This window comes from Dictyobacter arantiisoli (assembly GCF_008326305.1).
Taxonomy (GTDB): Bacteria; Chloroflexota; Ktedonobacteria; order Ktedonobacterales; family Ktedonobacteraceae; genus Dictyobacter; species Dictyobacter arantiisoli.
Genome location: NZ_BIXY01000007.1, coordinates 40,876 through 60,799, shown reverse-complemented (window position 1 = coordinate 60,799; position 19,924 = coordinate 40,876). Strand labels below are relative to the sequence as shown.

The 19,924-nt window shown below is 50.9% G+C and carries 13 protein-coding genes; 3 read left to right on the top strand and 10 right to left on the bottom strand.

Annotated features, from left to right (window positions below; translation table 11 throughout):
* Positions 1-17: 17 nt before the first annotated feature.
* Positions 18-1,532 (bottom strand): sensor histidine kinase, encoded by a 1,515-nt coding sequence (locus tag F1593_RS03880; protein ID WP_149400239.1) that lies wholly within the window; start codon positions 1,530-1,532, stop codon positions 18-20.
* 167 nt (positions 1,533-1,699) lie between these two features.
* A complete protein-coding gene (locus tag F1593_RS03875; protein ID WP_172631841.1) occupies positions 1,700-2,473 on the bottom strand; it encodes a pentapeptide repeat-containing protein in 774 nt (257 codons plus the stop codon).
* A 456-nt stretch (positions 2,474-2,929) separates the two neighbouring features.
* Here F1593_RS03875 and F1593_RS03870 point away from each other — a divergent pair, with 456 nt between their 5' ends.
* Entirely contained in the window at positions 2,930-4,246 is a 1,317-nt protein-coding gene (locus F1593_RS03870) for a serine/threonine protein kinase (protein ID WP_149400237.1), read from the top strand.
* Here the strand turns inward: F1593_RS03870 and cydC are convergent.
* From cydC to F1593_RS03835, 7 genes are all read right to left on the bottom strand, one after another.
* A complete protein-coding gene (gene cydC / locus F1593_RS03865; RefSeq protein ID WP_235932480.1) occupies positions 4,231-6,030 on the bottom strand; it encodes a thiol reductant ABC exporter subunit CydC in 1,800 nt (599 codons plus the stop codon). The genes F1593_RS03870 and cydC overlap by 16 nt on opposite strands.
* Entirely contained in the window at positions 6,027-7,808 is a 1,782-nt protein-coding gene (gene cydD, locus F1593_RS03860; protein WP_149400236.1) for a thiol reductant ABC exporter subunit CydD, read from the bottom strand. The genes cydC and cydD overlap by 4 nt, the downstream gene beginning before the upstream one ends.
* A 242-nt stretch (positions 7,809-8,050) precedes the next feature.
* Entirely contained in the window at positions 8,051-9,073 is a 1,023-nt protein-coding gene (gene cydB, locus F1593_RS03855) for a cytochrome d ubiquinol oxidase subunit II (protein WP_149400235.1), read from the bottom strand.
* Positions 9,074-9,086: 13 nt separating this feature from the next.
* Positions 9,087-10,472, bottom strand: a complete 1,386-nt coding sequence (locus F1593_RS03850) for a cytochrome ubiquinol oxidase subunit I (protein ID WP_149400234.1) — start codon at positions 10,470-10,472, stop codon at positions 9,087-9,089.
* Between the two features lie 456 nt (positions 10,473-10,928).
* Positions 10,929-11,471, bottom strand: a complete 543-nt coding sequence (locus F1593_RS03845) for an aminoacyl-tRNA deacylase (protein ID WP_149400233.1) — start codon at positions 11,469-11,471, stop codon at positions 10,929-10,931.
* 86 nt (positions 11,472-11,557) lie between these two features.
* Positions 11,558-12,217 carry a response regulator gene (locus F1593_RS03840; RefSeq protein WP_149400232.1) on the bottom strand — a complete coding sequence of 220 codons (660 nt, stop codon included), beginning with the start codon at positions 12,215-12,217 and terminating at the stop codon, positions 11,558-11,560.
* On the bottom strand, positions 12,214-14,679 hold the full coding sequence (locus tag F1593_RS03835) for a sensor histidine kinase (RefSeq protein WP_149400231.1): 2,466 nt from the start codon (positions 14,677-14,679) through the stop codon (positions 12,214-12,216). Before F1593_RS03835 ends, F1593_RS03840 begins: the two co-directional genes overlap by 4 nt.
* A gap of 271 nt (positions 14,680-14,950) precedes the next feature.
* Here F1593_RS03835 and F1593_RS03830 point away from each other — a divergent pair, with 271 nt between their 5' ends.
* Together F1593_RS03830 and F1593_RS03825 are read left to right on the top strand one after the other, a co-directional pair.
* Positions 14,951-17,236 (top strand): glycosyltransferase family 39 protein, encoded by a 2,286-nt coding sequence (locus tag F1593_RS03830; RefSeq protein ID WP_149400230.1) that lies wholly within the window; start codon positions 14,951-14,953, stop codon positions 17,234-17,236.
* 220 nt (positions 17,237-17,456) lie between these two features.
* On the top strand, positions 17,457-18,452 hold the full coding sequence (locus tag F1593_RS03825; RefSeq protein WP_149400229.1) for a glycosyltransferase family 2 protein: 996 nt from the start codon (positions 17,457-17,459) through the stop codon (positions 18,450-18,452).
* 196 nt (positions 18,453-18,648) lie between these two features.
* Here the strand turns inward: F1593_RS03825 and F1593_RS03820 are convergent, their stop codons facing one another.
* Positions 18,649-19,272: a hypothetical protein gene (locus F1593_RS03820; protein WP_149400228.1), complete on the bottom strand. Its 624-nt coding sequence runs from the start codon at positions 19,270-19,272 to the stop codon at positions 18,649-18,651.
* Between the last annotated feature and the right edge of the window lie 652 nt (positions 19,273-19,924).

Below are 19,924 nucleotides of genomic sequence, written 5' to 3'. Positions count from 1 at the left end.
GGTGGAGAGCATGGGAATCAAACACTTTGTTTGTGGTTGTCTCTGGAGATTTTGAGCAACTGTTTATTTGGTTCTGGAGCCAGTGGTAAGGTGATTGTGAAGGTACTTCCCTGTCCGAGTTGGCTGTCAACATTGATGGTCCCTCGATGTGCCTGAATGGTCCATTGTACGATAGCCAGTCCCAGGCCGCTACTGCCGCCACCATCATGGATGCGTGCCGGATCGATGCGATAAAAGCGTTCAAATATATGCGAGAGATGTTCAGGGGCGATACCAATGCCAGTATCCCGAATGGTCAGGATGGCCTGTTGGGCATTATGAGTGACCGATACGCTGATAGAGCCGCCAGCATTGGTATAAATAATGGCATTGTCGATTAGATTCATAATCATTTGGATCAGGCGTGTTTCATCGCCTTCCACGGTCGTTGCTTGCAGGTCTGTACACTGTAATGTAACCTGGCGTTCTTCCGCCAGAGTTTCCGCATGAGCCGTTACAACATCCGCCAGCTGATCCAGGCGGACAGCTTCGTGTTCCAGTTTGGTTTGTCCCTCATCCCCGCGTGCCAGGGCCAGCAAATCGTTGATGAGCCGTCCCAGGCGCTCGGCCTCAAGGTTCACATTGCGAATCACGGCAATATAGTCTTCTTGTGCGTTCCCATGCAGGAGAGCTACATCGGTTGTGCTTCTGATTACCGCTACCGGTGTGCGTAGTTCATGCGAGGCATCAGCTACAAAGCGTCGCTGACGCTCGAATACCAGATCCAGACTGGCAATCATCTCGTTGAGTGTAAGGGCCAGGAAACGGACCTCATCGCGTGCGGCGGGTACGGGCACGCGCTGCTTCAGGTCTCCCTCTTTGATCGAGCGTGCTGTCCGAATAAGATTATGGATGGGCGCGAAGGCCAGTGCCGCCAGCCAGTAACTCCCCAGAGCACTGAATAAGAGCACCACGACACCCAGAAAAATAAATTCTTTTGCCACATGATGGAGGGTATTTTGCAAATCCCCCATAAATTGTCCCACCTGGATAACGGCAATTAATTTCCCATCTTTCGTGACCGAGCGGCTATAGATACGTGCATCTTGCTTGCCATCTATCGTTTCGATGGTATCCTGCCAGGGATTGCCCTGGAGCGGTTGTGTGATGCTGCTCTCAGGTACGTGAATAGAACGAAAGGCGGTCGTCATACGAAATGGTTTGCCCTGCGCGTCCAGAATACGTACCAGAATATCATCATTGACATCACTATAGGAGAGAGGATGATTGTTGACACTATGCTCAAAGCCTGGCAGTTCGCCTACCGACTCATGCATCTGGATCGTTCCATGGTCGAGGTAGATTTCACCGGCAATCTGCTCGGCCCTGCTTTGCAATGCAGTATCCAGGCTGCCTGCCAGCGACGTTTGCAAATGTTTATAAAGAATAACGCCTGAGATAAAGAGGAGAACGGCGAAGACGCATGTATACCAGAGCATCAGTTGGAGCCGAACGCCTAGCGGCCATCCTTGTCGTTTCATGCGTGCAATCATGCTCGTCTCCTTCTCTGCTAATCATGCCTGTAGAGATTTATCAACCCTCTTTTTCGTAGGGGCATACTCAATGGAACTCTGTAGAATCTTCCTTACTATAGCAGAGCAAGATGAATCAGAGATGAAGTTTTTCGGCTTGATCTGGCATGTTTGCATGGTTGGTTATTTTAATTATGTACTGTCCCATCGGGCATGGTGGCTCCTTTGAGTGAACCTGCGCGATTGATCTGATCGGTTGTGAGTCCAGTGACATCCCGTAAATTGGCTCCTGAGAGATTGGTATTATGCATATCACAGGCGTGGAGATCCGCTTTCGCCAGATTGGCGTGGGAAAGATTGGTGAAGACAAGGATTGCATTGCTTAACGTGGCTCCATGTAGATCCGTTGCGCTCAGATTAGCTCCTGTGAGCGTCGTATCGCGGATATCGATCTGGCCCATATGTGCCTGACTGATATCGACATCCTGCAAATCGATGGCGTCACTATCATTGCTGATCAATCTGGTTTGAAACAGGAAACGCATCAGGATCGCCTTGCGGTCTGCATCCAGACGCGACAGCGTCTCGCGCGTCAGGGCATCGGCGGCTAATTTGGCGGAATCTGCCCGACTATGGTTTTTCAAAAGCTGGTTATTGATCATCAAGTCGGTCATCTTATTCATATAGTTTTGTAGAATGGTTTCACGCTGTTGTTCGGTGGCTATGCCACGCTGAGTCGCCTGCTCTTGCTGACTGGCGAGCAGGGCCGTCTGCCGCTGTTGCAGATTCAGCCAGAGAAAGCCGCCGGCCAGACAGATAACGAGCAAAATACTCCAGAGATGTGTCCACACATAAGGGTGAGCCGCTGGTGGTGGTGGTGGTGGTAGTGGGCCATAGATATTATCATATTCTTGAGAGGGCGTAGTAGAAGGTGTCGTCGCACCCATCTCCGTCTCTTCCATAATAGCTATCCTTTCTGCGCCAATAACAGGCCGCATTACAGATTTATCTTTTCTCTTATGCTTTATGTATACCATACGCCCCGTAGCAACCCCCTTCACGGGCAATACCACTTAAAGAAGAGGAATTATGACGAAAAACGTAGGTGCGGCCCAATACGGTTCAAACCGGCAGGCCATTCCTCCCCAACATCCGTGCCGGGGACATTATAGAGCGTTGGGGTGAGAGAGTCGTACGAGCAAGGGCGCATTGACCTGCGCTGCGCTCCATGCGATGTCTACGTTTTTGTTTATAAATCCTCTCATTTTAGCGGTATTACCTGTGAAGGATGGCCGCTATTAAATAGATCCAAAAGTATTATTATATAAGTGGATACATTGCTTGATAGTAAGAGGCGTGGTAGTATTTAAGAGGTATGGATAGTAGGGTCGTTCTCGATCATAGAGGGAGTGGTGTGCATGGAGCCGGGAGCAATGGTCGGTCAGTGTTTGGGTCATTATCGTATTACGCGTTTGATTGGTCGTGGGGGGATGGCAACTGTCTTTCTCGCCCATGATGCGTACCTGAACCGTGAGGTGGCGTTGAAGGTGTTTCAGGCCCACTCTGAGGATCAGGTTGCTTTTCTTCGTCGTTTCGAGCGTGAGGCTCAGGTGGTGGCGCGACTCGAACATCCTAATATTTTGTCAGTATATGAGTATGGGCGCTATAATGGCATGGCTTATTTTGCAATGCCCTATCTCTCACATGGCTCGTTACGAAACTATTTGAAATCCCCACAGATGCTTCCTCCTCGCGATGCGCTATCCTTATTGTCTCCTATTTTACGGGCTCTCCAATATGCGCATGATCGTGGCCTGATCCATCGCGACATTAAGCCCGATAATATGTTATTTAAGGCGGATCATTCGCTGGCCCTCTCGGATTTTGGTCTGGTGAAGGTGCTGGCCGATGAGAATGGAGCACCGCCGCAGTCGAGTTATGTGACACATACGACCAGTATTCTGGGTACCCCACAATATATGTCACCAGAGCAGATCCAGGGGCGGGCCGTACCGGCCAGCGATATCTATAGCATGGGTGTGGTGCTCTACGAACTGCTGGCTGGCAGCCCTCCATTTGTCGCGGATACAGCGATACGCGTCCTGACCATGCATCTCTATGAGCGCCCCCCGGCGCTGAGCGAGCGGAATCCAGCGGTTTCTCTGGCCCTGGAGGATGTGGTGATGCGAGCTCTGGAGAAGGATGTCGAGCGGCGCTATCAGCGTCCACTCGATTTTTTGTATGCTTTAATGAACGTTGTTTGTGAACAGAATACAGAGCTTCCTGCGTTACCGTATCCTGTCAGCGCGGTGGCACTGGCCCAACCGGTCGCGCAGCGAGCCGCGCAGAGCTTGCTCTATAGTTCAGGGAGCAGTCTCGCTGCACTCAGAAAATCCCTGGGGGAAGATGTCCTTCTGGAAGAAGGACCATCGGCCCCGTTGCATAAACAGACGCAGTTGAGCACAGCCGTCCTGCCCGCCACCATGGCTCGCTATGCAACACAACAGCAACCATCCAGTAAGAAGACATCCTCGCGTTTCGCAGCGATCGTCTTTCTGGTGCTGCTGCTCGTATTAGTGCCACTGGTAATCTTCTGGAGCCTGCCCATCTGGTCCAGACATACTGTGCCACCAACGCCCACCCCCACTCCGATCAATGCCATAAATTATCCCCAGAGCGATGGGGAGATAATGCTCTCCCCATTGATTGTGTTGGACGGTCAGGCTTTAGTTTGAGCTTTGGAGCGTTGCTGCTGCCACATACGCCAGTAGAGTCCTTCTTTTTGGAGCAGCGCGGTATGGGTGCCTCGCTCGGCGATGTGCCCTGCCTGCAATACCAGGATTTCATCGGCGATGTCCATCTCGACCAGCCGATGAGTGACCAGGAAGGTGGTGCGGCTCTGGCGCAGGGCTTTGATGGCATCTAGTACCGCTCGTTCGGTGATGGCATCCAGGTTGACCGTTGGCTCATCCAGGATCAGGATGGGGGTGTCTTTGAGGAAGGCGCGGGCAATAGCGACGCGCTGTCGTTCACCACCGCTCAGGCGCAAGCCTTGCTCTCCAACCTGCGTGTCATAGCCAGCTGGCAATGTCTGTACAAAATCGTGGAGCTGAGCCTGTTTGGCTGCCGCGATCATCTCTTCCTCGGTCGCTCCCTTGCGTGCGATGAGCAGGTTTTCACGGATGGTTGTGTTGAAGAGATGGGTGTCCTGTTCTACAACACTGACCAGGGAATAGAGATCATCCTGCTGATAATCGTGTAAAGGATGTTCACCCAGGCTGATTTGTCCTTCTTGATAGTCCCAGAAACGCAGCAGCAGATGAGCCAGGGTGGATTTGCCGGAACCACTGGGTCCGACGATGGCGATACATTTGCCCTGCGGCAGGGTGAAGTTGATGTCTTGCAAGACATGGGATTCAGCGGGAGCGTAGCGGAAATTGAGATGCTGCGCCTCGATGGTATGGTTAGCAGGTGTTGGCGATGGGATGGAAGGATTCTGAACCGCTGGTTTGGCGTCCACAACCTCAAAGAGGCGGCGTGCTGCCTCCAGGCTTCCACCTAACTGCTGAAAGGCTCCAGCCAGCGGTAGCACGCTCTCAAAGCTAGCCAGAGCACCCAGTACCAGTACAGCCAGCAGGATACCATCGAGCTGTCCCCGCATGACATAAGGGATGGCAACGATCAACATCGTCCAGGCCGATAGATTCATTATCAGATTGGTGAGTGTGCCCTGCATGCCACTGACATATGAATTGGTGGTCTGTAAGCGCCGCATCTTTTTATTCAAGAGCTGGATCTGTTGTTCCTGGCGTTCTTCCTGCCCAAAGGCGACCAGATCCGCAATCCCCTGTACACTATCGACCAGCTGGGCTTCCAGTTCTGCCTGCGTACTTACTGTCTCGCGGTTGACGCGCTGTCCTAGCAGATGCGAGAGCCAGGGAATGACCACTGCAGAGATCAGATAGAAGGCAATAAAGATCAAGCCGAAGACCGCTCCAAAGAATCCAAAGAAGATCCACATTACGATCCCGATAATCACGGCAACCAGCGGAGGAGCCAGCACACGGATATAAAAGTTTTGCAATGTATCGATATCGGAGACGGCACGGCGTAAGATGTCACCACTGCGAAGCTCGCGCTGCTGCCCATCCTGCTGTTCCAGCAAGCGAGCGGGTATCAAGGGTTCCAGGGCTGAATAGAACCAGACACGCAGCCTGGACAGCAACCGAAAGGTCGCTCGATGGGATACCAGCCGTTCCAGATAGCGGAAAACACCCCGCGAGATGCCGAAGAAGCGCACACCTACAATCGCCACCTGCAAGACAGCCACCGAAGGATGCAAAGCCGCGCCTGAAATCAGATATGCAGAGGTCGTCAGCAAGCCGATGCCACTGAGAACCGTAAGACTTCCCAGCAAGGCCGCCAGCAGCATCCAGTTTCTGATCGGCAGAGCCAGACTGATCAGACGTCGTAAGGTCGTCGTTGTATTCATAGTATGCGTGCTATTCCCACTACTCATGCTATCGCCTCCTCTTCTTCGTATGCCTTGACCAGTTCTTGATAGAGTGGCGATGTCGCCAGTAGTTCATGATGCGTTCCGCTATCCACGATCCGTCCTTCATCCAGCACCAGAATGCGATGCGCGCTCTGAATAGTATGCAGGCGATGCGCGATAACCAGCACAAAATGATCTTGAGCAACCTGATCAATTGTCTGTAAGATGTGATGCTCACTTTCAGCATCCAGGGTTGAGGTCGCTTCGTCAAGCAGGAGCAATGGACTCTGCTTGATCAAGGCGCGTGCCAGACTTAAACGCTGGAGTTGCCCACCGCTCAAACGCGTGCCCCGCTCACCAATCCTGGTCTCATAGCCCTGGGGTAGCTCTTGAACGACCGTATCAAACTGAGCCAGTCGGGCGGCCGCAATAACCTCTTCCATGCTGGCCTCTGGTCGTCCCAGCCGGATATTATCAGCAACTGTCGTATTGAAGAGATAGGGCCGTTGCGGCTGCCAGGCAACCAGTTTGCGCCAGTCGCGTGCATCACAGGTTCTGATATCCTGTCCATCGGCCAGCAACGCGCCCTGAGCAGGATCAATAAAGCGTAGTAGCAGGCTGGCGATGGTACTCTTGCCCGCGCCGCTCTTGCCCACCAGCGCGACCTTCTGACCGTGGTGGATCTCAAATGAGATGCCCTTGAGTGCCTCCTGCTCTAGCGCTGCTTCGGCATTCGATGGATAGGTGTAATGGACATCTCGCAAGGTCAGTGTTTGTGTCAATGTCGGGATAGCGGTCGAGGTGCCTGTGGCGAGTGTGCTTGCCTCAACAGGCAAGCTCTGTTCGGTTGCTGGCGTCTCCAAAATATCAAAGATACGCTGTGCCCCTGCCGCGCTATTCATGCTGGCGTGGAACTGTGTGCCCAGATTGCGCAATGGCTGGTAAAACTCTGGCGTTAGTAAGAGGACAAAGAAGGCTTGTTCGAAAGGAATATTGCCATACAGCAGCCGCAGACCGATCTCTACGGCGATGATCGCGTTGCTAATGGTCGAGCCCATCTCCATGACAAAGGATGAGAGGAAAGCGACGCGTAAGACGCTCATAGTGGTATCGCCATAGCGATCACTCATACGGCGAATTGTCTCTTGCTGGAGCTTATTGCGTCCAAAGAGCTTAAGGGTCGTCATGCCTTGTAACACATCCAGAAAGTGCGCGCTCAGATGGCTCATCTGTTGCCAGCGTTTCTCGGTCATGGCATTTGCCTGTAAGCCAATCAGGATCATAAAGACAGGCAGGACAGGCCATGTGACCAGCAGCACCACGCCTGAGAGAGCGTCGGTCGAGAAGACCATGATCAGAATGACGACTGGAATGATCACAGTAGCGCAGACCTGGGGAAAGAAGAGATTGAAATAGGCATCCAGCGCCTCGACGGCCTCGGTGGTTGTATTGGCGATCTCACCGCTCCGTTCGCCTTTTACATACATGGGTCCCAATTTAAGGATATGGCGAAACAGGCGCAGGCGCAAATTGCCCTTTACTGTACCTGAAACCATATTTGTTGCAACATCATTGCTTCCGATCACGACGGCGCGGCCCACCAGTACGCAGAGTAATATGATCAGTGGAGTGAGCAGTTGCGCCACATTTTGTTTATTTAAAAATGCCTGATTGATGATGTGGGCGATATAGTGCGATTGTAGAACAATGAAAATGGCAGTGAGGAAGCTAAGTAGTGCCACGATGACCACATAGATGCGCATCGTTTTGACGTATTGTAGTAGACGTTTATTGATATTCATAAGCACCGCTCCTGATCGTATCGATATCCTCTGGCGGTTTGCATAGCAGTCTGGTGTCCTTGATCTCTTTCAGTAATCATGGGCGGAATGCTATTGGAATAAACTAAATGAGACAGAGCAGACAACAAAGCACCCGACAGACATTGCTGGTACTGTGCGGGCGCTCGTTGTTAGAAGGACCTGCTGTACCCCTGATACAATCAACGTTCGGTGGCGTATCAGAGATACAGAGGATCGTGGTCCTAGTAGTGTCCGGCATGATTTGGTTTGAGGCGCTGCCTGAACACATAGTAGTTCCAACCTTGATAAATCAGTACAATCGGAACGATGGTCAGACCAATCCAGGACATCACTGTGAGCGTATAGGGGCTCGAGGATGCATTCTGAACCGTCAGGTTCCAGGCTGGATTGAGCGTGGAGACCATGATGTTTGGAAAGCCTCCCAGGCCAATGATGATAGCTGACAACACAACCGTCAGCGATGTCATCGCAAATGCCCAACCATTATGTCCTCTCCTGAGCAGGAAAGGGATCGAGATCAGCACTGCCAGCAAGAGATAACCAAATGGCATCACTTTAACATCCGTGATCACATGATGGAAGACCGTTGTCTGGCTATAGCCAAGCGCGATGAGTGCCAGGAAGAGTATGACAACCGGCATCCAGAGGCGTTTCGCAGCCATCTCGGCACGTTTCAACAGATCACCACCTGCGAGGCGAATGCTCAAGAAGATAGCTCCATGCAAGGCAAAGAGCACCACTACCGCGAGACCGCACAGGATGGCGAATGGGGTGAACGGTGTCAGGATCGTGCCCGCATAGTTCATCTTCGCATCAATCGGCACACCGTGCAGCAGGTTTGCCACGATCACGCCCCAGAGGAAGCCCGGTAACAGGCTACCGACGAAGAACAGAGTATCCCAGAGCTTGCGCCAGTTCTTGCCATCCTGCAAGCTGCGGAACTCGATTGAGGCACCGCGCAGGATCAGGGCAAACAGGACTAAAAACATTTCCAGGTAAAAGCCACTAAACATCGTGGCATACCAGTCTGGGAAAGCGGCGAAGATCGCTCCGCCAGCCGCAATCAACCAGACTTCATTGCCATCCCAGAAAGGACCAATCGCATTCAGGATCAAGCGGCGCTCGCTATCACTCTTCCCCAGGAAAGGGGAGAGGATACCAACACCATAGTCAAAACCTTCCAGTACGAAGAAACCCGCGAAGAGGATGACAATCAGGGTAATCCAGAGTATTTGTAGGTTCATAATTTTCCTCTTCTTAGTATGCTGTAACCAGTTCTTCTTCTTTGCTCTCAACATGGGCTTCACTTGCGGCGGCACCCAGACGAGCGTACTTGAAGAGCAGGAAACCATCGGCGACAGCCAGGACGCCGTACAGCAGGATGAAGGTGATCAGTGAGAACAGGATTGTTCCAGCGCTAACCGATGTTGATACACCATCTGAAGTCTTCATCAATCCATTGACAATCCAGGGTTGACGGCCAATCTCTGCCAGGACCCAGCCAAAGGTATTACCGATATACGGAAAGAATAGGGAAGCTACCAGTACCCAGAGGAACCATTTCATATCTTCCAGGCGCTTCTTATACAGCAAGAAGAGTCCTGCCAGTGAGATCAGGGCCAGCACCATGCCTACACCTACCATGAAGCGGAAGCTCCAGTAGAGCACAAAGACTGGTGGGATATAATTGCCAGGGCCATATTCTTTCACTGCTTTTGCCTGCAGGTCATTAATACCTTCAACCTTGCTGGTGAAGCTATTGCTATCCATGAAGCTGAGCAGGTAAGGTACCTTAATTTCAAAAGAGTTCTTATAATCGTTTGGATTGCCAATCGCGAAAACTGAGAGGCCAGCCGAACTACCAGAGTTCCAGTTATTCTCAGCGGCGGCCATTTTCATCGGCTGTGTGGCAACCACATGTTGACCACCCAGGTGGCCTGAAAGCGTAACAGCGATACAACCAATCAGGGCGACAATCAATCCAATGCGCATGGAGCGCTGGAAGAAGTCGTGCTCTTTCGATTTCTTAATCAAGTGATAGGCACTGATGCCAACGACGAAGAAGGCGCCGGTAGCGATTGCCCCAAAGAAGACGTGTGGGAACTGCTCCCAGAGGGTAGGATTACCGAGCAGCGCAAAGAAATTGGTCATCTCGGCGCGGCCATTGCGGATCGTATAACCGACAGGATTTTGCATGAAAGCATTGGCGACAAGAATCCAGAAGGCCGACAGATTGGCGGCGATCACAACCAGCCAGATAGTTGCCAGGTGAACCTTCTTGGAGAGCTTGTCCCAACCGAATATCCAGATGCCTAAGAATGTGGATTCCAGGAAGAAGGCGAGCAGTGCTTCAACCGCGAGCGGAGCGCCAAAGACGTCTCCAATGAAGCGCGAGTAAGCTGACCAGTTCATGCCAAATTGAAATTCTTGCACAATGCCGGTCACAACGCCCAGCGAAAAGTTGATCAGGAACAGTTTGCCCCAGAATTGGGCCATACGCTTGTAGGTCTCGTTCCCGCTGCGTACGTATGCTGATTCCATAATGGCGATCATGAGGCCAAGTCCCATTGTCAGGGGAACAAAGAGGAAGTGGTAGATGATGGTGCTACCGAATTGTATGCGAGAAAGTGTTAATGCATCCACAGATGCGCTCCTTAATGTTTATTACGACAGTTCTTAGAGGGGTCTCTATCTTTAAAGAGCCGAAGTGCTTCATTGCTTTTCTCTTTTCTTACAATGATAGTATGCCATCACCGGGTTGCCTGGGACATCAGCAATTCACCCGATTCGCGACCTGATTATATGTTCCATCTGAGACTGGTATTTATCCCATGAGCGGTTTTAGTTCTTATTTGAGGTCAGCCTTTTGCTTACCCCTGGGCTTTTTGGGAGGGTGATATGAGAGGTGATTCAAGCATAGGCAGGTGTGAGGAGATTTTTATTGCCTGTCTGTGCCTGGTTTTATCCGTTTGCCAGGCTGATCGCTATCACCTTAGTGTTATAAATACAATAACCTGAGACCATTCTGTCGCTGAGGTTATTTTGTAAGGTGTACAGTAGGGGAACAACGCTAGCAGGCAGTGTTTATTCTATACTTAACTATAGAGGTGGGTTTTCTACCTGTTTATCTCCAAGCTCATCCCCTAAGGTGATAGACGGTGGGGTAACGCTCGCAAAGTGTGCCTCGGTCAGACGCACCAGATCATCCACCTTTAATTGCAAATCCACGCCACGTTGTCCCGCGCTAACCGCAATCTCAGCAAAATGTTGGGCGCTGTTATCAATATAGCTATCAAAGGGTCGATTGAGCAAGGTCAGGGCCGAAATCCCGCCGACCTTCAAGCCTGTCAGCTTCTCCGCCTGATCATGACTCGCCATATGGACCGCTTTTACACCGATCTCCTGTGCGAAGTAGCGCAGATCAAGCTCCTGAGTCGCCGGAACCATCACCAGTAGAGGATGGGCATTGAGCGCATCCGCCCGCAACACCACCAACGTCTTAAAAACCTGCGCGGGCGGCAAGCCAATCTGTTCCGCTACCTCGCCCGCGTTGTGGATCGTATCAGGGAACTGATGAACCGTATACGGAACCTTATGAGCATCTAATATCCGCATCGCCTGTGTACGTATTCTTTTTGCCATCCAGATACCACTTCCTATTTCAAACTCCTACAATCCAGCTACCTATCCACCAATACCATACATAGTATATCTCATGCATCAGGCTGCTAACTTTCAAGCAGGAGACCCTGGCGCTGGGCGAGCGCAATAGCTTCGGCGCGCGATTGAACTCCCAGCTTTCCGTACAGACTGGTGAGATGGGTTTCGATAGTTTTGACCGAGACCATCAGACGTTTGCTAATTTCGGTATTGCGTAGTCCCTGGATCACCAGTCGCAACACCTCGATTTCTCGGCTGGTCAGCGGTTCAGTGGGTGTGGAGCTATCGATGCCTTCGTCAGCCAGTAATTGATGTATTTCAGGTGCAAGGCTGCGTTTGCCTTGCGCGATATCATGGATCGCCTGTCGAATATCTCTTCCGCTGGCACTTTTGAGCCAGTAGCCTTTGACTCCAAATTTAAGCATCGTTTGGACATACGCAATCTGATCATAGGCGGTCAGGACGAGTATGGATGGTGGTTGGGAGGATTGAGTGAGGAGTGCCTGCGCCGCGCTAAAGCCATTCATCCTTTTCATTGAAATATCCAGAATGACGACATCGGGTCGGGTTTGCTGACAGAATGTGAGCACTTCCTCACCGTCCTGCGCCTCGCCGATAACTTTTAGCCTTGGATCTTCTTCGAGCAATTTGCGAGTGCCTTCACGCATCATGGCATGATCATCAGCCAACAATATTGTTACAATGGTCACAGGGTTGCTTGTTTTCAATGGGTAAGTTCCTCCTGTTGAGCGTGTTGATACTGCCTTGTCTGGCTACGCATTGGGATTGAGATGCCGGTGGATTGGTAGCTGGCGCGAATAACTGCTCCACGTCCGGGTGCTGTTCGCACAGAGATCGTGCCGCCAATACTGCTCATACGTTCATGCATGCCGATGATACCCAGGCTTTCATGATGAGGATCTCCCAGGCGGAAGCCCTGTCCATTATCGGCAATGATCAATGAAATGCCTGTTGTGGGTCCATAGCGCAGGCGCATAATCACCCGGCTGGCCTGAGCATGTTTAAGAACGTTTGCCAGCGCCTCCTGAGCCACCCGATAGAATGCCAGCTCTACGCCATCCACAGGCGTACCGTGGTGTGTTTCATCATAACCAATACAATAGGCAATTACCTGTAGCTTGCCATTCTCCATTTGCTCCGTCTGGCGGGCCAGCCAGCGCAATGCCTCGGCCAATCCCAGATCTTCCAGTAGAGAAGGGCGCAACGCCAGGCAAGTGCGGCGTAAATTGGTAACCACCGAGCGTGCCAGTGGTAGCGTATCCGCCACATCCACGATATTGTCTACATCCGAGAGCTGGCGTACGAGCAGCATAGCTTCTTGCAACACATCGTCATGCAGATCGAGTGCCAGATGGCGGCGCTCCTCCTCCTGGGCTGAAATAACGCGATGATTCAAAGCCGTTACCTTCTGAGCATCGGCCCGTGCCTGCGTTAAATAGCGATTATTGACTTCAAGAATCGATAGTTGCGCTACCAGGGAGGACAAAAAGCTTTTATCCTGGCGGCTATAGGGTTCATAGTTTTGCTTGGAACCCAGGCAAAGTAGTCCCGTGATCAGATCGCCATCGTAGAGGGAGAGCAAGAGCACATCGTCCAACAGTAATGGTTCAAACGAGCGCTGACAAAAATGCATCAGGGCCAGATCCGCAATCCTTCTGAGATGATCATCAGAATAGGCTGCTTGTTCCATGCTATAGCGGTACAGATGCCATTGCCTGGTATCCTGGCTCTGATTGCTCATATACTGCATTTCATCCTGTGAGGTGGCGCGGATAAACAGGGCCACCTCATTGGCATTCAGTAATTGTTCCAGGCGAGGCAGGATAAAGGCACTGATCTGATCCAGATTGCGCAATCCAGTCAGGGCGGTACTGAGTTGACGTAGCTCCTCATTATATTGATAGAAATCGTGGTAGAGTACATGATCTCCAACATCGCGTACTTTATTCCAGACAAAGGGAAAGAGCCAGAAGCTCAGAGCCATCAGAGCTGCATAGAGATAGTCGCGCCACTCCAAGCGGATAGTATTATCGTTGCCGGTGACGGCTCGCAACAGGATAATGGCGGGTAAGATAAAGAGGCAGGCCAGCAGGGTCCATAAAAATACCCGCATCACAGTACGGCTTAATAGACTGCTTTTGCCCAGGAGTTGATGGCGGAAGAGCATATAATCGCAAATAATCGGCAGAATGACCAGCGGTATCGGTACCAGATGCAGGATACTGCCATGGAAAAAGGGCATTGGCGGAATGATGCCCAGACTCAAGCTGGAGATGGTCAAAAGGAAGATTACTCCGATCATCACCATGCGTGCCAGTGGCTGTTCGTTGCGCCTGACATTGCGTAGTCCCCAGATTAACGTTCCAATAATAATCAAGACACATACTATGTTATAGAGGAACGTTGCGATAGGGAAGAATTGAGCGTGCTGAGTTACGTGTGTGAGCGCCAGAGAATTGAGCACAACCAGCCCGATGCCAACCAGCAATGGCAGATAGGCAGAGCGACGTGACCATGTTCCTGGCAGTGACTGCGTTGTATTGGGATAAGAAAACAGGCATACAAAGGTGGTAGAGAGTCCACTGATCATGATTTGCAGATTGAGTATCAGCAGATTGTTCCATTGAATATTGAAGCTCATGGTGCCAAACAGGCTGGACAGCATGGAGACGCAATAGAAGAGGGCATAGGTCACGCGCGCAGTCGGCCGCTGTTGCGCACGAAAGAAAATAGCAATGCCCGCAAGCTCAAAGATCAGCGCCAGCAGACCTGCCAGGAGAATATCTTGCGTACTGATAGGTGGTCCGCTGGCGTGTAGCTTGAAGGGCGTGCCATTGGGAGTCGTGGCAACATCGACATCGCGGTTCAATTGACAATCCGCCAGCGGTGGCTGCTGACCCGCATCTGGATGCGTTGGATAGATTACCGTGCCTGTGTGGATCGCATTGCGCCAGGCTTCGCTGAAAGGCGCGACGTTTGTTATACGACAGATATCGGGTTGCCCGGGAACCGGAACCAGGGTGACATCAGGATGGTTCGTATGGATAGACGTAATCATCAGTATGCCAATGATCACAACCTGCACCAGCAGTGCTACGACTACCACACACCAGCGTCTGAGCATCGTGCGATTCTTGTGCTTTTTTTGTAGAAAGAGTCTCTCTTTCATAAGCGTCTTCCTTTTGTTCTCTTCCTACTCTATGACAATTACTGTTCCTGAATATGTGCATATTGTAGTTCATCGTGAGCTGAAATCACATCAGGGGTTTCCCTGAAGACAATTATGACGCAGCACGGTACACTTTGGATAGTTTAACTGTTATTGTACACCTTATTACTCACATGAATCCGACCCTGGCACAAATTACTGGGCTTATGAGAAGAATCTTTCCTGCCTATATGTGTACATAGAATCGGAAGTGTAATCGAGGATATATTGAATGAAGACTGAAGATGTTCCGTTGTCCGTCATAGGTTCTGTCGGACCCGAACTGCTTGACGCGCATCCCATTTCAGGGGAGCAACCTACGCAGCGCTGGCATCGCATTGCGCTGGGCCTCATTGTAGCTTTTTCCGCCTTCCTGAATTTTTTCTTGATCCAGGAAAATGGCTATGGCAATGAATTTTATGCTGCCACGGTAAGAAGTATGCTGGAAAGCTGGCACAACTTTTTCTTTGCATCCTTTGATCCCAGTGGCTTTGTGACGGTAGATAAGCCCGCTTTGGGATTATGGATACAGACGCTGAGCGCGAAGATCGCTGAGTTGTTAGGATTTGGTTTTTCGAGTGTCAGCTTATTGGTACCACAGGCGATTGCGGGTACGTTGTCCGTATTCATAATCTATCGGCTGGTACGACACTCTTTCGGCCCCATTCCCGGCCTGATTGCGGCTCTTGCACTATCAATCACCCCGATCACGGTCACCATGAATCGAGATAATAATCTTGATCCTTTGCTGATTCTGACGCTCTTGCTGGCGGTCTGGTGTGTGTTACTGGCAGTGAGCACCGGGCGCTTACGCTGGCTGGTATTGTGTGCTGTGCTGGTAGGTCTCGGTTTCAATATCAAAACGCTGGAGGCGTATCTGGTATTGCCTGCGATTGGCCTGTATTATTTGCTGAGTGCTCCGCATAGCTGGAAGAAGCGTATCGGCTATCTGGCAGTGGCGCTGGTGGTACTGCTGGTTGTCTCTTTTTCCTGGCTGATAGCGGTAGATTTGACGCCAGCTTCCGAGCGACCGTATGTTGGTTCCAGCCAGACCAACTCCGAGATTGAACTGGCGTTTGGCTATAATGGCTTACAACGTTTAACGGGTATGAACGCTGGCGGAGGGGCACGTGGAGGCGGAGGCACTGTAACGGCTTCTACAATGCCTCCAGCAAATGCCGGTTCCGGCAATGCAGCAGCTCCAACTGGTTCTTTTGGCGGTGGTGGCGGCGGCAACATCTTCAATGAAGGTGGCGCGCCCAGTGTCTTCCGTCTTTTTAAGCCAGAACTGGGTGGTCAGGTCAGCTGGCTGTTGCCATTAGCCTTATTGGGTATGCTGGCGATGGCATGGCAATCGCGTTTGCGCTGGCCCCTGCAACGCTGGCATCAAAATCTGCTTCTCTGGGGAGTCTGGTTGTTCACCTGTGGTGGCTTTTTTAGCGTCGCCGGTTTCTACCATTCCTACTATCTGGTGACAATCGCCCCGCCTATCTGTGGATTGGCAGCGATAGGGCTCGTGACCCTCTGGCATGAGTACCGTACACGTGCCCGTTCAGATTGGCGTGCCTGGATCTTACCCCTGGCAATTGTCCTGACGCTTGCGGAGCAGATCTATCTCCTCACCGCCTATGGTACTCCCTGGTCCACGATACTCATTCCTATCCTCGCCATTCTTGGAGCATTGGGTGTGCTTGCATTGATCCTGACCAAAGTACGCTGGCAATTCAAGCTCAGCGCATTGAAGATACAGCTTCCCGCCGTCATGGTCGGCATGGCAGTATTATTAGTAACACCTCTGGTCTGGTCATTGATAAGTGTCTCAGCTCCTGGCAATTCCACCCTCCCAACAAGTGGTCCGGCCCTGGCGAGTAGTGATAGAGGAGGATTTGGTGCGGGTATCCGTACGGGTGATAGAGGAGGATTTGGCGCGGGTATCCGTACGGGCGATACAGGCACGAAAAGTGGCTTCCCAGGTGCTACAGGTGGTTTTACTCCTCCGACAGGTGCTGGGCGTGCGGGTGGTCTCCCTGATGGTGGATCAACCGCGAATGTCAAGTTAGAGCAATTTATCCAGACGCATCAAGGCAGTGCGCGCTATGCGTTGGCCGTGACAAACGCCAGCGCAGCCGAAAGGATCATTATTGATACCGGGGCGCAATTGATGACGATGGGGGGCTTCTCTGGCAGTGATCCCATTTTGACGCAGCAAAAGCTGACACAACTGGTCAAGAGCGGACAGGTGCGTTACTTCCTCCTCTCTTCACAAGGCAATATCTCAGAGATATTGGATCAGTTACCTGCCGCAGCGCGTGAGGAAATCGAGTCTGCTACCGGCGGTCGTGGTTTTGGTGGTTTCGGTGGTTTCGGTGGACAAAGCCAGCTCACTTCCTGGGTGCAAAACAATTGTAAGATTGTCCCTACCAGCGAATGGAGTTCGTCTACCACAAGCAGCACGGGTGACTTTGGTTTTGGTGGTGGGCAAAACCAGCATCTCTATGATTGCTCAGCTTTGAAATAAGTCCATTTGCCTACTTTATTCACCTCAGCACTAGGCATTTGTGTAGCATCTCTGGTAAACTTCTTTGTGATGAATATGCTGGTTTTTCGCGCATAAAAGCACCATAGATAAGAGCAATATCGTCAACGTTTTTGTGCATCGAGTAAAAACGTTGAATACTATAAAGATGAGTAATTAATGTAGGTGATGGCTGCAGAAAAACCTGCAAGGAGAATATACGATGTCTGTAGAACAAGCTAGAGAGTTGGATAATATAGTACCGCCGATCTACTCTATTGTAGCTCCAATCTTTAACGAAGAGGAGACACTTCCTCATTTCTATGCCCGGGTCACACAGGTGATGGAAAAGGTCGGAGAGCCTTTTGAACTCATCCTGGTGAACGATGGTAGCCGCGATTCATCCTACCAGGTCATGCAAGACTTGCATGCCTCTGATCCACGTGTGCGCATCATCGATTTTTCACGCAACTTCGGACACCAGATTGCTATTTCTGCAGGGCTTGATTATGCGCAGGGTAAGGCGGTCGTCGTGATGGATTCCGATTTGCAAGATCCTCCTGAAGTTATACCCGAATTGATTGCACGCTGGAAAGAAGGCGTGGAGGTGGTCTATGCACAACGTGAGTCGCGCGTGGGTGAAACAAAGTTCAAGCTCATCACCGCTGATTTATTTTATCGTTTGATCGATCGGATTACCTCTATTTCTATCCCGCGCAACGTGGGTGATTTCCGATTAGTAGATCGTCAAGTGGTAGATTCATTAATTCAGATGCGTGAACATCATCGTTTTATGCGTGGACTCTCAGCCTGGGTGGGTTTCCGTCAGGAAGCTGTCCTTTATAAGCGTGAGGAACGCTACGCAGGTGAAACAAAGTATCCGCTAAATAAGATGATAAAATTTTCATTAGATGCTATTACGAGCTTTAGCCATCTTCCGCTGCAACTGGCAACTACCTTTGGTTTTATATTGGCGGTCATTAGCCTCTTAGGGATTGTAGTGGCCGCATTTTTGCGTCTGGTGACCGGTGCTATTACAGGCCAGGCCTCAACGTTGATTCTTGTACTATTCCTGGGCGGTATTCAATTAATCTTCCTGGGCATTATTGGTGAATATCTTGGTCGTATCTATGATGAAGTGCGTGCTCGTCCTCTCTACATTGTGCATCATGCTGTCGGATTTCCACCCAGAGATAATAGCATGAGTAGTAGTAAGTAAGCGCCGCATTATTCCAGGCCAGGGTTGACCGTTAGAGGGCAGGCATGTTATTTTGAGTACTTTGGGTGTGAAAACTCACGCGTGAAGAGAGCGGAAAACATGAAATAGTATGAAGCAGGAAATACCAGGAAATACAAAGAGGGCCCTACCACAAATGTGATAGGGCCCTCTTTGTATTTCCTGGTGCGAGGATAGTTTAGTGAATGCTGGCTACCTGACGATCGTAGTCATGTAAGTGTGGGCCACCTGTGAAGGCTACCAGCAGCGGCACGAACTTCGAGACGATTGGTGAGCCCCAACCTGTGGTGGCATCAGGAGCCACAACATGCGACCACTCGACATCCAGTGCGATCTCGCCAGCCCAATTGGTCTGCAGCGGATCAGTGGGGTCCCAGGGGGTGAGTGAGCCTTCTCCGGCAATGATATTGAGTTTGGGATCATTCAGACCAAATCTTTTATCAAAGGCATGCAAGTCAGAAGCAATACTCGGGGCACTATAGGCATCTAAGATAACAATGGTCTGGTTTTTACCAGTGACGCCCCGGTTGAGTAATGGCTGGATGCTATAGGCCTGACGGATCTGCTGTGGTCCATAACAGCGAATAGCCGCTGTATTTGACTGGCAGGAAAAAGTGCCCGTGTCAGTAATGGTTCCAGCAAAGATATGATGGGGATGAATTGTGACACTATGCGGATTGACATGGCTCAATGTTTGGGCCGCAGCCTTTTGCGCATAGGTCCCTTCTAATACTAGAGTTAATAGAATTGCGCAAGCAAAAGCAACATAAGATATACGATTAGATATCGTGCGTTCTTGCATTCAAAACTCCCTCGTACATAGAAAAATAACGATTTTATAGGGTTCATAGCAAAGAACCTAAGAATAATTATAGAAGATTAACGATCATTTTACTAGCTATTTATGCCTTTTTGTTGTTTAAATAGTTTGAAATTAAATAAAAGTGAAACTACTTTAGTTAAGAAATGGAATAGAAGGCTCTCCGTCCTTGCGGGTGAAAGCGGGGTACAGGGGCGGCAGCCCATAGGTGCGAACGTAAGGCTTTACAAGCGGGATTGCAAAGGGCGGCCAGCCCTTTGCCGGGGTTTGGGGTGTCCCCAAATACCCCTTTTTCTTCTTTTCTTCGCCGCCGCGCGCGGCGGCGAGAGGGAGGTGAGAGATCGGGGCACAGCCCCGAACCCCAGGTTAAGGGTTGCACCCTTAACAATCCCGCTTACGTTCGCACCTATGGGGGCGGCAGCCCATGACGGAGCGCGATGGCAGGCATGCCGGGGGCATGACAGTCCTCGCAAACTCCTCCTCTCAATCCCCCGAAAGGATAGAGAGCCATTTTGTCAAGCAGTAATGCTGGTTTTTGAGCTTAAAATTCTTCTGTAGGGCGCTATAGAGTCAGTTCAGGATACTGAAGCTATTTTATGATGTAATCAAATGGCATAGCCCAATTGGCCCTGGT

Bases quoted from the DNA above. Each gene is read 5' to 3' on its own strand.
- F1593_RS03880 (WP_149400239.1), bottom strand. From the start codon at position 1,532: ATGATTGCACGCATGAAACGACAAGGATGGCCGCTAGGCGTTCGGCTC.
- F1593_RS03875 (WP_172631841.1), bottom strand. From the start codon at position 2,473: ATGGAAGAGACGGAGATGGGTGCGACGACACCTTCTACTACGCCCTCT.
- F1593_RS03870 (WP_149400237.1), top strand. From the start codon at position 2,930: ATGGAGCCGGGAGCAATGGTCGGTCAGTGTTTGGGTCATTATCGTATT.
- cydC (WP_235932480.1), bottom strand. From the start codon at position 6,030: ATGAGTAGTGGGAATAGCACGCATACTATGAATACAACGACGACCTTA.
- cydD (WP_149400236.1), bottom strand. From the start codon at position 7,808: ATGAATATCAATAAACGTCTACTACAATACGTCAAAACGATGCGCATC.
- cydB (WP_149400235.1), bottom strand. From the start codon at position 9,073: ATGAACCTACAAATACTCTGGATTACCCTGATTGTCATCCTCTTCGCG.
- F1593_RS03845 (WP_149400233.1), bottom strand. From the start codon at position 11,471: ATGGCAAAAAGAATACGTACACAGGCGATGCGGATATTAGATGCTCAT.
- F1593_RS03835 (WP_149400231.1), bottom strand. From the start codon at position 14,679: ATGAAAGAGAGACTCTTTCTACAAAAAAAGCACAAGAATCGCACGATG.
- F1593_RS03830 (WP_149400230.1), top strand. From the start codon at position 14,951: ATGAAGACTGAAGATGTTCCGTTGTCCGTCATAGGTTCTGTCGGACCC.
- F1593_RS03825 (WP_149400229.1), top strand. From the start codon at position 17,457: ATGTCTGTAGAACAAGCTAGAGAGTTGGATAATATAGTACCGCCGATC.
- F1593_RS03820 (WP_149400228.1), bottom strand. From the start codon at position 19,272: ATGCAAGAACGCACGATATCTAATCGTATATCTTATGTTGCTTTTGCT.